Source organism: Catenulispora sp. GP43, assembly GCF_041260665.1.
Lineage (GTDB): Bacteria > Actinomycetota > Actinomycetes > Streptomycetales > Catenulisporaceae > Catenulispora.
Genome location: NZ_JBGCCT010000015.1, coordinates 78,311 through 91,217, shown reverse-complemented (window position 1 = coordinate 91,217; position 12,907 = coordinate 78,311). Strand labels below are relative to the sequence as shown.

Here is a 12,907-nt window from a genome sequence, read left to right as displayed (position 1 = left end):
CGACGAACCGTCGCCTCCTGGTTCGCCAGGCCCGACCCCGAGCACCCGGACCAGGCTCGGATCCATCGAGCACTGATACGCAGTATGGCCCATTGACTCGCGGCCCCGAATGCCCGACATCGCCCTATAGCGGAGCTCTGCGACACACGTCGTGATTTTCGTTGCCGCCGCCCCCGCCGCGCGCTGATTCTGGAGCTCCCTGCCTCAGCCGCCCGCCACCGGGACCTGAGGCGTCGAATGGAGGGAGAGCTCTATGAAGAAGGCTTACCGCAGGCTCGCGGCAGCCGCGCTCCTGGTCTCGGCACTCACGGCCGGCATCATGACCGCGGCCCCGGCGTCGGCCACCGTGATCCACCCGTTCTGCCACACCGGGAGCACCTGCCCCCCTTGGTAGACCGATCGCCGACCGGGCGAACCCGGTCGGCGGCGAATGCGCAGGGTCAGCGGGACGCAGGCGGCGGCGATGGCCGCGTCGATCCAGAACAGTCCCTGCCAGCCGGTGACGTCCACCAGCGCGGCGCCGAGCAGCGGCCCCGGCGGCCGCCCCGGCCGCCGACGCCGCACCCAGAGCGAGACCGCGCGCATCTGGCCCTCGCCGGCGGAGTCCGTCGACAGCAGGCTGAGCCCGCAGGCCAGGATCGTCGATCCGGCCGCGCCCTGAAGAACCCTTAGCGAGGGTTGCCGCACCGCGCCGACACGACGGCGTACCACGAGCCGTCCGGTTCCTGGGTGTCGTACGAGACAGAGATGCCCGACAGGACCGTGTAGTCGCCCCTGAGGTTCTGTTCCGCGTTGTTCACGGCGATGCCCAGGGTGCTTCCGGTCCCGGAGTCCGAGCAGGGAAAGCTCGATGCGGCCGCCGCCGCGGAGGCTGTGCCGATGCCCAAGCCGGTGAGGGACGCGGCCAGGGCGGTCGCCGCGGTCAGACGGAACACGCGTCGTGCGATCATCGAGATCTCCGATCAGGGATGAGGGGGGCTAGCCGCATCATGGCATCGGACCGGCGCGAAAAACAGAGCCCTGAGTCACTCTGACGCGCGCCATTGACCCTCCGCGTCCGCGCTGCTACGTTCCGCTTAAATACGAACCCTGAAACGCTTGAGGACCGGGTACCGGCTCCGGCGAGGACCGGAGGGGCCTGGCCTTTCCCTTTCAGGGTGGCGTATCCCCACATCACCGTCGATCTGCTGACGGTTCCCTCCGGGCCGCCCGGAAAGCATCGTGGATCCGCCGGCCCGCCGGCGTGCCGGAAAACGGGAGCGATGCCCACGGCGCGGCCCCCGACCCCGCCGCCGGACAGCCGACACCGGTGTCGGACTCCCGCCGGAGCGATCTCGCCGCTTCGCGGTCCGTCCGCGGCCGTTTCGAACTCGTCACACCGCACCGCGGCCCGGCCACCAGCCCGGTCGTCCCCCCACAGGTCCGCCTCTCGGAGGATTTCAGTGACAGCTCGTATCAGGCTCCTGTTCTCAATGCTCGCCGCGCTTCTGCTGGCCATGGCCGTGCCGGCGTTCGCCGACGCGAACGCCTCAGTCGCGGCCACCACGTTCGCGCACCCCCTGTTCGTGCCCGGGCACGCCGCGCCCGGTCTGCACTCGGACCTCGTGCCGTCCGGCTACGGACCGTCCGATCTGCAGTCCGCGTACAAGCTGCCCTCGGGCACCAACGGCGCGGGCCAGACCGTGGCGATCGTCGACGCCAACAACGACCCGACCGCCGAGGCCGACCTCGGCGTGTACCGGGCGCAGTACGGCCTGCCGGCGTGCACCACGGCCAACGGCTGCTTCAAGAAGGTGAACCAGACCGGCGGCACGAGCTATCCGCCGACCGACCCCGGCTGGGCCACCGAGATATCGCTGGACCTGGACATGGTCTCGGCGGTCTGCCCCAAGTGCCACATCCTGTTGGTCGAGGCCACCTCGGCGTCGTACGCCAACCTGGGCGCGGCGGTGAACGAGGCGGCGGCGCTGCACGCCAACACGATCTCCAACAGCTACGGCGGCGGCGACCTGTCCGACAGCTCGGCCCCGTACTACAACCACCCCGGCATCATGATCACCGCCAGCTCCGGTGACGGCGGCTACGGCGTGGAGTTCCCGGCATCCTCGCGCTACGTCACCGCGGTCGGCGGCACCTCGCTGACCCGGGCCTCGAACACGCGCGGCTGGACCGAGACCGCCTGGTCCGGCGCCGGCTCCGGCTGCTCGGCCTACAATCCGGCGCTCAGCGGCCAGGCGAGCTACGGCACCGGCTGCGCCCGGCGCGCCGTGGCGGACGTCTCGGCCGTGGCCGACCCGGCGACCGGCGTCGCGGTCTACGACTCGACCCCGTACAACGGCAGCAGCGGCTGGCAGGTCTACGGCGGCACCTCGGTGGCCTCGCCGATCATCGCCTCGGTGTACGCGCTGGCCGGCAACGCCGCGAGCATCAACAACAACTACCCCTACACCCACCACTCCGCGAGCACGTTCTTCGACATCACGACCGGCTCCAACGGCTCGTGCTCGCCGAGCCAGCTGTGCCACGCGCGCGTGGGCTGGGACGGTCCGACCGGCCTGGGCACGCCCAACGGCGTCGGCGGGTTCTGATCCGAGCGGTGGTCCCTGAGGAACGGTGACCGGCGGATCTTGTTCCCCCGCTGTTCACCCGCGGAAAGCCTGATCGCCGTTCGGCCGGAATCTTGCAGGACCAGGTTCTGACTTGGTCCTACAAGTTCACCGAACGGCGATCAGGAGATTCCATGGCGGCGGCCCTCTACCAGGACGTGGCGGCGAAGCTGCGTGACGCGATCGCCGACGGCAGCTATCCGCCGGGCTCGCGCCTGCCGTCGGAACACGAGATCGCCGAGCGCTTCGGCGCCTCCCGGAACACCGTCCGGCGTGCCTTCGCCGTGCTGCGCGAGGACGGTTTGATCGCCTCCCACCAGGGATCGCGGCGCACCGTCATCGCCGAGCCGCGGCTGCACAGTTTCAGCGAGCTGCGATCGTTCTCCCGGTGGGCCCGGCTCATCGGCGAGCAGCCCTCCGGCCGGGTGGTCCGGCTGGAGCGGCGGGCGGCCACCGAGGACGAGGCCGGCCACCTGGGCCTGGCGCCCGGCGACCCGATCGTCCACCTGGTGCGGGTTCGCATGCTGTCCGGTCGGCCGGTGATGCTCGAGCGGACTGCGTACGCCGACCGGGCCGGGTCGCTGCTCGGCTTCGTCGACCTCGAACAGGAATCGGTGTCCGAGCGCCTGGAGGAGTACGGCATCTTCTTCGCGCACGCCGAGCACGTCATCGACGCGGTGAACGCCGACGCCGAGCTCGCCGGCCTGCTCGGCGTCGAGCCGGGCGCGGCGTTGCTGCGCGAGCGGCGGCGCACCACCGATCCGGACGGCCGGCCGCTGGAGTGGTCCGAAGACCTCTATCGCGCGGACGCCGTCGCGTTCACCGTCCGCAACTCCCTGGCCGCCGCGCCGCTCGTCCGCAACCACCTCACGAAGGAACACTCATGACCTCTTCATCGTCGATGCTCGAACTCGCCGGAGGGGCCCGGTATCCCGCGATCTGGTTGCGTGACAACTGTTCCTGCGCCGAGTGTGTGGACTCCGGCAGCGGCCAGAAGCTGTACGGCATCACCGACCTGCCGCCGGACATCCGTATTCGCGCCGTCGAGCAGACCGAGGACGCCGTGACCGTCGAGTTCGAGCCGGACGGCCACCGGAGCCGGTTCGCCGGCGACTGGCTGGCGTCGCGCCGGCTCGATGGCCCGGCTTCGGGGTCGGGGTCGGCTCCGGCCGACGACCGGACCGAGGACGCGAAACAGCTGTGGCAGGCGGCGGATCTGGCCGGCTCGATGCCGACCGAGATGTGGCCGGCATTCCAGGCGGATCCGGCGCGGCGGGCCGCGGGCCTGGAGGCGTTGCGGCGCCTGGGATTCGTCCTTCTGCGCGGTGTCCCGGTCACCGACCGGGCGGTGCTGGGCGTCGCCGAGTCCTTCGGCTACGTGCGGCGGACCAACTACGGCGAGCTGTTCGAGGTCCGGGTCGAGGAGCAGCCCACCAACCTGGCGTTCAGCAGCCTGCCCATCACCCCGCACACCGACAACCCGTACCGCGATCCGGTCCCCACCATCCAACTGCTGCACTGTCTGGTGAACGCCGCCGACGGCGGGGACTCCGGACTGGTGGACGGCTTCGCCGCAGCCGCCCGGCTGCGCACCGAGGACCCCCTGGCCTTCGAGACGGTCACCCGGACCCCGGTGACCTTCCGCTACGCCGACGCGGCCGCGGAGCTGAGTGCGACCCGGCCGCTGATCGGCGTGGACCCGGTCCGACGTATCCGGGAGGTGCGGTTCAACAACCGCTCGATGCTGCCCGTGGCCCTGCCGGCCGACCGGATCGAAGCCTTCTACGCCGCCTACCGGCGATTCGCCGAACTCATGTACAGCGGTGAGGCGCAGCTCTCCTTCCGCCTGGAGCCGGGGGACTGCCTGGTCTTCGACAACACCAGGGTCCTGCACGCGCGCACCGGCTTCCGCGCGGCCGGCCGGCGTCACCTTCAGGGCTGCTACGCCGACCTGGACGGCGCGTACAGCAACCTCGCGGTCCTGCGTCGCCAGACCCGCCCGACGACTGGATCAGGACAATGAATCCGATCGACACAATGAATCCGATCGACACGATAGCCGCGCTGTTCGCCGACCAAGGCGCCCGCGACTACCTCGGCGAGCCGGTGACCCAGGCCGCGCACATGCTCCAAGCCGCCGCCCTGGCCGCGGCCGCCGGCGCGCCGGATTCCCTCGTGGCCGCCGCCCTCCTGCACGACATCGGCCACTTCACCGGACCGATCAGCGGCCAGGAGCTGATGGCGGGCACCGACAACCGCCACAGCCACGCCGGCGCCGACTGGCTTGCCGCCTGGTTCCCGGAAGCGGTCACCGAACCGGTCCGGCTGCACGTGGCGGCGAAGCGCTACTTGTGCGCCGTCGAGCCCGGATACTTCGGCGAGCTGTCCGAAGCGTCCGTCCACACGCTGAACGTGCAAGGCGGCCCGATGACCGCCGAGCAGGCCGAGCGATTCGCCGGGGGTCCCTATGCGGAGCAGGCGGTGGCCCTGCGCCGCTGGGACGAGGCGGCGAAGGTTCCCGACGCCGACGTCCCAGGGTTCGAGCATTACCAGCCGCTGCTGGAAGGGCTGTTGTGCCGTTAACGCAACGGCAGGTTCTCCACGGTGAACACGGGGCTGGTCAGCGGAGCGCCGTAGAGGTAGGTGTCCATCTGGGAGTTGGTCACCAGCAATCGGTCCCCGGCGACGGCGATGCCGGTGGTGGTGTCGGCTCCCGGGTAGGTGCGCTCGGAGACGAGCGTGCCGCGGCTGTCGTGCTGGGACAGCCGCAGGGTGGCGACGTCGTTGTTCACGGAACGCGCGATGTAGAGGGTGTCGCCGTGCAGCACCATCCCGTCGGCACTGGCCAGCGGCGGCGCGTCGATCTTGCGGACCTCGCCGGTGGCCAGGGTCAGCCGGTAGAGGGCGCCGCTGTACCAGTACCCGATGATCAGGGACTTGCCGTCCGGGGTGGCGACGATGCCGTTGCCGTTGGACGTGCCGGCCACGTAGTCCGGCAGGTGATAGGCGACCTGCAGGGCGCGGTGGATTCCGGTGGCCCGGGCGTGGACCTCGGCGGCCGGGACGCGGTAGACCACCGCACGCAGGGAGTCGGTGATGTAGACGTCTCCATTCGGGGCCACCGCCTCGTCGTTGACGAGGGTCTTCTCGCCGGTGTCGGGAACGGTGTAGGAGGCGACGAGCTTGCCGGTCTTGGTGTAAACGAAGAAGCGGCCGGTGAAGGCGCCCGCGACCAGGAGCCGGTCGCCGGCGATTTTGATGCCCGTGACCTGGGTGCGGCCGTCCGTGCCGGCCGGGAGGAAGGGTTCGAGCGTCTTGGTTCCCAGGCGTCCGCGGTAGACGGTGCCGTCGTCGATGCTCCCGGTGTACATGTCGTGGGTGTCGGCCGCGATGCTTTCGGGGAAAGCGTTCTGGCCGTCGACGGTGATCGTGTAAGGACCCTGTTTGTGGTGTCGGGCGGTCGCAGCCATGGCCGTGGCCGGGAGGGCGGCCAGGGCGACCCCCGTCGCGGCCAGGGTCACCAGTGTCCGTCGCAGCATGAACGAATCCTCGTTTCCGCCGCGGCCTCCCGCGGCACATGCTCATGCTGACCTGGTGACTTACCGATGGGAAGTAGCCACTTTTCGGTAAGGTAGCCACCCGGCGGAAAGAGACGAGGTGAGCTGAGTTCGAGGCCGGAAACACAAAACCCCCGGCCAGCTGAGCTGCCAGGGGATGTGCTACGGGTGCGCCGCCAGGGACTTGAACCCCGAACCCGCGGATTAAGAGTCCGCTGCTCTGCCAATTGAGCTAGCGGCGCTTGATCTTGCCGGTGTCGCGTTGACGGGTGAAACATTAGCAGACCACGGCCCGCGTCCCGAAATCGTTAACCGGACGTCGGGGTTCGGCCACGTCGTGGCCACCGGGGGCGGGTCCGGGGCACCGTTGCCGACTTATTACCCGGTCTTGGGGCTTTCGGGACCTGGGGATGGCAGGGTCGGTGTCATGAGTGGTGCATATGGTGGTGATGGCTGGACCCCGCAGGAGCCCGGTGGCTGGAATCCCCAGCAGCCGGGTGGCTGGACCCCGCAGGAGCCCGAGCCCACCGTGGAGTTGCGTCCGCCCTCCAGGTGGGACCGGCTGCGGGGGAGTCGGCCGGGGGGACGGGGCGGCGGGGGTGGTCCCCGGCCGCCCAAGGTGCGCCGTTTCAGCTGGCCCCGGCGGATCCTGGCCGGGACGCTGGCCCTGGTGCTGCTGGTCGGGGGGTATGCGACCTGGCTCTACTTCCATGCCTCCGGGGAGATCCGGCACGAGAATGTGATCTCCGACTACCCGGGCCGTCCGGCCGAGGGCAAGGGGACCAACTGGCTGCTGGTCGGCAGTGACAGCCGGGAGGGGCTGACCCAGGACCAGCAGGACGCGCTGCACACCGGGACCGGGGCTGTGACCGGGGACACCTCGCGGACCGACTCGATGATGATCCTGCACTCCGGGTCCGACGGGACCTCGCTGATCAGCCTGCCGCGTGACTCCTACGTCACCATCCCGGCCTGGACCGACAGCAAGGGCAAGCAGCACAAGGAGTCGAAGAACAAGCTCAACGCCGCCTACGCCTTCGGGGACGCCCCGCTGCTGATCAAGACCATCGAGGTCACCACCGGGGTGCGCATCGACCACTTCGCCGAGGTCGGCTTCGGCGGCTTCGTGAAGGTCACCGACGCGGTCGGCGGCGTGGGCATGTGCCTGGACAAGCCGATCAAGGACGAGCTGTCCGGCGCGAACCTCAAGGCCGGCTGCCAGACCCTCAACGGCGCCCAGGCCCTGGCCTACGTGCGGGAGCGGTACGCCGACCCGCTCGGCGACATCGGCCGGATGCAGCGCCAGCGCGCCTTCCTGGCGGCCCTGGCGCACAAGGTGTCCTCCGCCGGGGTGATCATGAACCCGTTCAAGCTGGTCCCGGTGCTGGACAACTCGCTCGCCGCGTTCAAGGTGAACGACGGCACCAGCCTGGGCGACCTGTACGACATGTTCCAGCACATGAAGGGCGTCAGCGGCGGCAGCGGCCACACCATCGTGGTGCCGATCGCGAACGAGGACTACAACGTCCCGGGGGTCGGGTCCTGCATCCTGTGGGACAAGACCAAGTCCGCGCAGCTGTGGAGCGCGGTGATCAACGACACCACGATGCCGCCCTTCTCGGCGACGTAGGACGGGACCCGCTTGGGACATCGCCCCTCGGCCTCCGCCGTGGCGGCGGTGTCTCAGGCCTCAGTCCACGACCTCGACGGCCGCGGCGCCCTGGGCCGGAATGGTGACCGGCGCGGCGGCCGGCTCCGGCTGCGCGTCCAGCCCGCGCACCCGCCGGAAAGACGTCGCCAGCACCGCGGCGTAGACCGCCGCGCACACCAGGTACGGCAGCCGCCCGCTGGACTCGGCCAGCGCCCCGCCGACCAGGGTGCCGACCGTGCCGGCCGTGTACATCAGCGTCTGGTAGCCGCCGGTCATCCGGCCGAGCATCTCGCGCGGGACCAGGCGCATGCGCGCGGTGGTCAGCGCGACGGTGATGATCAGGACCCCGGCGGCGTCCATGGCCAGGCCGAGCGACATCTGCGGGCCGCTGTGCGCGGTGCCCAGCAGGAGCTCGCCGATGATCCCGAAGACCAGGCAGACCAGGACCGCCGAGGACGTCCGCAGCTTGGCGAGCCGCCCGATGGACAGCATGACGGCCACCGCCGCGACGTTCCCGGCCGCCAGCGTCCAGCCGAAGCCGGTCTTGCCCAGCCCCACGGTGTGCGTGCCGAGCACCACGATCGCCGCGACCGAGCCGGCCTGGGCCAGCGTCATCGTGCCGATCATCGCGGCCATCAGGCGCATGGGGCCGGGGCCGAAGGAGATCCGCAGGCCCTCCTTCACCTCCGTGAGGAAGTGCCGGCCGGTGCGGGCCGGCTGCGGGCGGGAGTTCGGCAGCCGCAGCGCCGTCAGCACCGCGGCCGCGGCCAGGAACGAGCAGGCGTCGATGATCAGCGGCAGCTGGCGGCCGGTGGCGTAGAGCAGGCCGCCGACGCCGGGGCCGATGACGAACGCGATCAGCGTGTTGGCGGCCCGGATCCAGGTGTTGGCCGCGCCGTACTGCGCCGGCTCCACCACGTCCGCGAGCAGCGCGCCGTTGGCGCAGGTGAACAGCGTCCCGAGCGCGTCGGCCAGGAACGCGATGACGATCAGCGAGAGCAGCCCGATGTGGTTCCCGGCGACCAGCACCGCGGCGACCGTGAACAGCACCGCCTGCGCCACGTTGGTGGCCACCGCGGTCACCCGGGCGTTCCAGCGGTCGGCCAGCGCCCCGGCCGGCAGCGAGAGCAGCATCGGCGCCGCCCGCTGGGTGACGACCACGGCCGCGATCCCCAGCGGCGAGGAGGTCAGGCCGGCGGCCAGCAGCGGGAAGCCGACGACGATGACGCCGTCGCCGAGCCAGGACACCGCACCGGCGACGAAGTACCACCAGAAATGGCGGGGGAGCGGTGCTTTGTCAGAGTCGGCCATGCTCCCCCATCCCCCGGTTCTCGGCGCCCAGGATCCGACCTACGGCTGCGTGTCAACACCCTGGTTTCCGTGACACTGGGTGATTGCGCGTGCCACGGTACGTCAATGTACTCTCACGGCAGGTTCTTGTGAACTCTTCGGTGATCACCGGTGAACACCCGTACGGGTGAATACCCTTGACAACCCCGGCGATGGCCAGGTCAGCCGGTGATGAGCCGCACCGCGCCGCCGAACACCGCCGGGAGCGCCCCGGCCGCCGGGACGACGCGCGGGCCCAGCACCGGGTTGCGGCGGGCCGCCAGCAGCGCGGCGGTCAGCGCGTTGGAGCGCCGGGACACCCGGCGCCACTGCCGTTCGTAGTCCCCGGGACGGCCCGCCGCCAGGCACTCCGCGAGCACCCGGGCCTGCGCCAGCCCGACGCTGATGCCCTCGCCGGTGAGCGCGTCCACGTAGCCCGAGGCATCGCCGACCAGCAGGATCCGGCCGCCCGGCGCGACCCGGCGGCGCACCGCCTGCCGCAGCGGCCCGGCCCCGCGCACCGGCCCGGCCGCGGCCCCGGCGAGCCGCTCGCGCAGTTCCGGGAAGGCGGCCAGCCGGTCGGCGAAGGCGGCGCCGGGCGGGCCGAGGATCGCCACGCCCACCAGGCCGTCGCCGACCGGGGTGACGTAGGCCTCCGAAGCGGGTCCGAGTGAGGACCAGTGCACTTCGACGAAGTCGGTCCACGGCGCGGTCTGGAAGTGCCGGCGCAGGCCGTACCGCGCGTGCCGGGCCGGCTCCGGGTCCAGACCGCAGGCACGCCGGATCGGGGAGTGCAGGCCGTCGGCGGCCACGAGGTACCGGGCCGTGATCCCCGAGGCCTGCACGCCGCCGCCAGACTGCCGGAACTCTGTTTGTCGGAACTCTGTTTGCCGGAACTCTGTTTGCCGGAACTCTGTTTGCCGGAACTCTGTGACCCGCTCGGGCAGCATGACGACTCCGGCGCTCGCCGCCCGCTTCGCCAGCGCCTCGTGCAGCACGGTGCGCCGGACCCCGCGCCCCGGGCCGCTGCGGAACTCCGCGTCCACGCTGTGGCGCGCGTCGCGGTACCGGATGCCGCGCAGCCGCCGGCCGGGCGGATCCACGCCGAGCGCCCGCAGAGCGGCCACCGCGGGGGGCATCAGTCCCTCGCCGCAGGCCTTGTCGATCGGACCGGTCCGGGGCTCGGCGACGGCCGCCGTGAGCCCCGCCTCGGTCGCGTAGCACGCCGTCGCCAGACCGATCGGGCCGCCGCCGACGATCAGGACGTCGAACACAGCTCTTCCGCCGAACCCAGCGCCCTGGTCTCGCAGCGCAGCCGCACGGTCAGCAGTACGGCGTTCAGTACCGTGAAGCACGCCGCCGTCACCCACGCCGAACCGGCCAGCGGCAGCGCGAAGCCCTCGACCACGACCGCCACGTAGTTCGGATGCGCGAACCACCGGTAGGGCCCGGCGTCCACCAATGGCAGGCCCGGCACCACGATCACGCGGGTGTTCCACTGATGCCCCAGGGTCCTGATGCACCACCAGCGCAGCGCCTGCGAGCCGATCGCCAGCACCAGCATCGGGATCCCGAGCGCCGGGACGAACGACCGGTGCGCGACCGCCGGCTCGATCAGGCAGCCGGCCAGCAGCCCGGTGTGCAGCAGCACCATCGGCGGATAGTGCCCGCGGCCGCTCTCCACCCCGCCGCGCGCCAGGCTCCATGCCGCGTTCCGCTTGGCCACGACAAGTTCCGCGAGCCGTTCGAAGCACGTGGCGACGACCAGCGCGTAGTAGACGATCATCCGAGCCGCTCCAGCAGCAGCAGCTCGATGCTCACCCCGGGGCCCAGGCCCACGACCATCATCGGGCCCGGCCCGGCGTCCGGCGCGGCCAGCTCCTTGCCCAGCACGTGCACGATCGACGCCGAGGACAGGTTGCCGGCCTCGGCCAGTGCCGCGCGCGCCGTGGCCACCCGGTCCTCGGACAGCTCCAGCGAGTCGCGCACCGCGTCGATCACCTTCGGGCCGCCGGGGTGCACGACCCACGCGACCACATCAGGGACCTGCAGCCCGTGGTCGGCCAGGAAACGTTTGACCACGCTGCCGAGCTCTCGCTCCACCACCTCGGCGAGCTCGGTGGTCAGCACGATGCGGAACCCGTGCGGGCCCAAGCGCCAGCCGAGCACGTCGTGGGTGTTCGGGCACAGCTCGCTGCGGGTCGCGACGATCCGGACGCCCGATCCGCTCCCGCCGGCGCCGCGCATCCGGCCGGCGCCGCGCACCACCACGGCCCCGGCGCCGTCCCCGAACAGGGCACTGACCACCAGGTCGGGCACTGTGGCGTCGACCAGCGGCACGTTCAGCGAGCACAGCTCGACCGCCAGCAGGACCGCCGTGTGGTCCGGCCAGGCCATCAGGTAGTCGTGGATCCGCGACAGCCCGGCCGCGCCGGCCACGCACCCCAGGCCGAACATCGGCACCCGCTTCACGTCCGGCCGCATCCCCAGCCGCGGCACCAGCCGGGCGTCCAGGGAGGGGACCGACACGCCGGTGACCGAGGTCGTGACGAACAGGTCGACGTCCTCCGCGGCCACCCCGGCCTGTCGCAGGGCGCTGTCGACGGCCTGCTCGCCGAGGTCGGTGGCGTGCTCGATGTAGGTGTCGTTCGCGCGGTCGAGGCTCTTCAGCTGCCGGTAGCCGGCCAGCGGGAGCACGGTGTGCCGGGTGTCGACCCCGGCGTTGGCGTAGAACCGGTCCAGCAGCGCGCGCCGGGTGGCGGGGAGCGCGCACAGGTCGGCGGTCGCGGCGGCCAGTTCGGCCTGGCGGTGGCGGTGCGTGGGGAGTGCTGAGGTGACTGCCGCGATGCGGGACAATCTCACTCCCTCGCCGGGTGGCCGGAATCGCTGACGCGGGCGCGTCAGATGACCCGGTACCCGTGTGCGGCCGAATAATGCGCGGGTCAGGACAGCGGCACCCCGCCGAAGACGAACATCGCCACGTCGATCCCGGCGATGGCCAGCGCCGCGAGGAACGGCGCGCGGCCCTCGCCGCCCAGGCCCAGCCAGGCGATCACCGCCGAGAGTGTGAACCCGAGCCACAGCCACGGCGATCCGGAGAACGCCAGGAACCCCGAGGCGCCGAGCAACAGCAGCACCGTGATGATGCGCACCGCCGGCGCGCCGAAGCGGTCCGCCAGCACGTTCGGCAGCCCCCGGACGCCGGCGATCCGGTCGCCCTCCAGGTCCGGCAGCGCGTTGGCCAGGTGGCCGCCGACCCCCAGCAGCGCCGCCGCGATCAGCACCGCGGGCCGCGCCGCCGGCACGCCCGGGGCGGTGCTGGTCGCGAACTCCGGGATCAGCCCGAACCCGACCGCGTACGCCAGCCCCGACACCGGTGTGATCTTCAGCCCGGCGTTGTAGAACCAGCCCGCCGCCATCTGGGTGAGGTCCACGGTCCCGCAGGCGCTGTTGATCGAGAACGCCAGCGCCACCGAGGCCACCACCGCCACCGCCCCGGCGATCAGCACGGTCCGCTGCGCGATCGCCCCGGAGACGATCGGTTTGTCGGTCCGCCCGGCCATCGCGTCGCGCGCGGCGTCGAAGTAGTCGTTCGACCAGCCGATCGAGAACTCGCCGAGCAGCACCGCCGGGATCGCCGCGGCGGGGCCGATGCCGTGCGGGGCGGCCTGGACGATCAGCGCCGCGAACATCGCCGTGATCGCCAGCGAGGGCAGAGGATGGCAGGTCCGGAACAGTGCTTTGAGGATCGGCATCAAGTTCTC

General features: G+C 71.4%; 13 protein-coding genes and 1 tRNA gene. 5 read left to right on the top strand and 9 right to left on the bottom strand.

Annotated elements, in window-relative coordinates; all coding sequences use genetic code 11:
* Positions 1–264: 264 nt before the first annotated feature.
* A complete protein-coding gene (locus ABH926_RS28245; RefSeq protein WP_370368849.1) occupies positions 265–687 on the bottom strand; it encodes an MFS transporter in 423 nt (140 codons plus the stop codon).
* Positions 669–950 (bottom strand): hypothetical protein, encoded by a 282-nt coding sequence (locus ABH926_RS28240; protein WP_370368848.1) that lies wholly within the window; start codon positions 948–950, stop codon positions 669–671. Before ABH926_RS28240 ends, ABH926_RS28245 begins: the two co-directional genes overlap by 19 nt.
* A gap of 492 nt (positions 951–1,442) precedes the next feature.
* Here ABH926_RS28240 and ABH926_RS28235 point away from each other — a divergent pair, with 492 nt between their 5' ends.
* The 4 genes from ABH926_RS28235 (at position 1,443) to ABH926_RS28220 (ending at position 5,189) form a co-directional block, all read left to right on the top strand.
* Complete coding sequence (locus ABH926_RS28235) at positions 1,443–2,588, top strand: peptidase S8 (RefSeq protein WP_370368847.1); 1,146 nt, start codon at positions 1,443–1,445, stop codon at positions 2,586–2,588.
* Between the two features lie 152 nt (positions 2,589–2,740).
* The gene (locus ABH926_RS28230; RefSeq protein ID WP_370368846.1) at positions 2,741–3,493 is read left to right on the top strand and encodes a GntR family transcriptional regulator; all 753 of its coding nucleotides are present in this window, start codon (positions 2,741–2,743) and stop codon (positions 3,491–3,493) included.
* Positions 3,490–4,629: a TauD/TfdA family dioxygenase gene (locus tag ABH926_RS28225; protein ID WP_370368845.1), complete on the top strand. Its 1,140-nt coding sequence runs from the start codon at positions 3,490–3,492 to the stop codon at positions 4,627–4,629. Before ABH926_RS28230 ends, ABH926_RS28225 begins: the two co-directional genes overlap by 4 nt.
* Before the next feature lie 14 nt (positions 4,630–4,643).
* Positions 4,644–5,189, top strand: coding sequence for a phosphonate degradation HD-domain oxygenase (locus tag ABH926_RS28220; protein WP_370368844.1), 546 nt, complete (start codon positions 4,644–4,646; stop codon positions 5,187–5,189).
* Here ABH926_RS28220 and ABH926_RS28215 read toward each other — a convergent pair.
* Together ABH926_RS28215 and ABH926_RS28210 are read right to left on the bottom strand one after the other, a co-directional pair.
* Entirely contained in the window at positions 5,186–6,145 is a 960-nt protein-coding gene (locus tag ABH926_RS28215; RefSeq protein WP_370368843.1) for an SMP-30/gluconolactonase/LRE family protein, read from the bottom strand. The two genes, ABH926_RS28220 and ABH926_RS28215, sit on opposite strands and share 4 nt — an antisense overlap.
* A gap of 187 nt (positions 6,146–6,332) precedes the next feature.
* Positions 6,333–6,405: transfer RNA gene (locus ABH926_RS28210), tRNA-Lys, on the bottom strand.
* Between the two features lie 185 nt (positions 6,406–6,590).
* On the opposite strand from ABH926_RS28210, the gene ABH926_RS28205 reads away from it, so the two are divergent.
* Positions 6,591–7,793: an LCP family protein gene (locus ABH926_RS28205; RefSeq protein WP_370368842.1), complete on the top strand. Its 1,203-nt coding sequence runs from the start codon at positions 6,591–6,593 to the stop codon at positions 7,791–7,793.
* 60 nt (positions 7,794–7,853) lie between these two features.
* Here ABH926_RS28205 and ABH926_RS28200 read toward each other — a convergent pair whose 3' ends face one another.
* The 5 genes from ABH926_RS28200 to ABH926_RS28180 form a co-directional block, all read right to left on the bottom strand.
* Positions 7,854–9,125: an MFS transporter gene (locus ABH926_RS28200; protein WP_370368841.1), complete on the bottom strand. Its 1,272-nt coding sequence runs from the start codon at positions 9,123–9,125 to the stop codon at positions 7,854–7,856.
* A 200-nt stretch (positions 9,126–9,325) separates the two neighbouring features.
* Positions 9,326–10,417, bottom strand: a complete 1,092-nt coding sequence (locus tag ABH926_RS28195) for an NAD(P)/FAD-dependent oxidoreductase (protein ID WP_370368840.1) — start codon at positions 10,415–10,417, stop codon at positions 9,326–9,328.
* Positions 10,402–10,929, bottom strand: coding sequence for an isoprenylcysteine carboxyl methyltransferase family protein (locus ABH926_RS28190; RefSeq protein ID WP_370368839.1), 528 nt, complete (start codon positions 10,927–10,929; stop codon positions 10,402–10,404). The genes ABH926_RS28195 and ABH926_RS28190 overlap by 16 nt, the downstream gene beginning before the upstream one ends.
* Entirely contained in the window at positions 10,926–12,005 is a 1,080-nt protein-coding gene (locus ABH926_RS28185; RefSeq protein WP_370368838.1) for a type III polyketide synthase, read from the bottom strand. The genes ABH926_RS28190 and ABH926_RS28185 overlap by 4 nt, the downstream gene beginning before the upstream one ends.
* 80 nt (positions 12,006–12,085) lie before the next feature.
* Positions 12,086–12,898, bottom strand: a complete 813-nt coding sequence (locus tag ABH926_RS28180) for a UbiA family prenyltransferase (protein WP_370368837.1) — start codon at positions 12,896–12,898, stop codon at positions 12,086–12,088.
* Between the last annotated feature and the right edge of the window lie 9 nt (positions 12,899–12,907).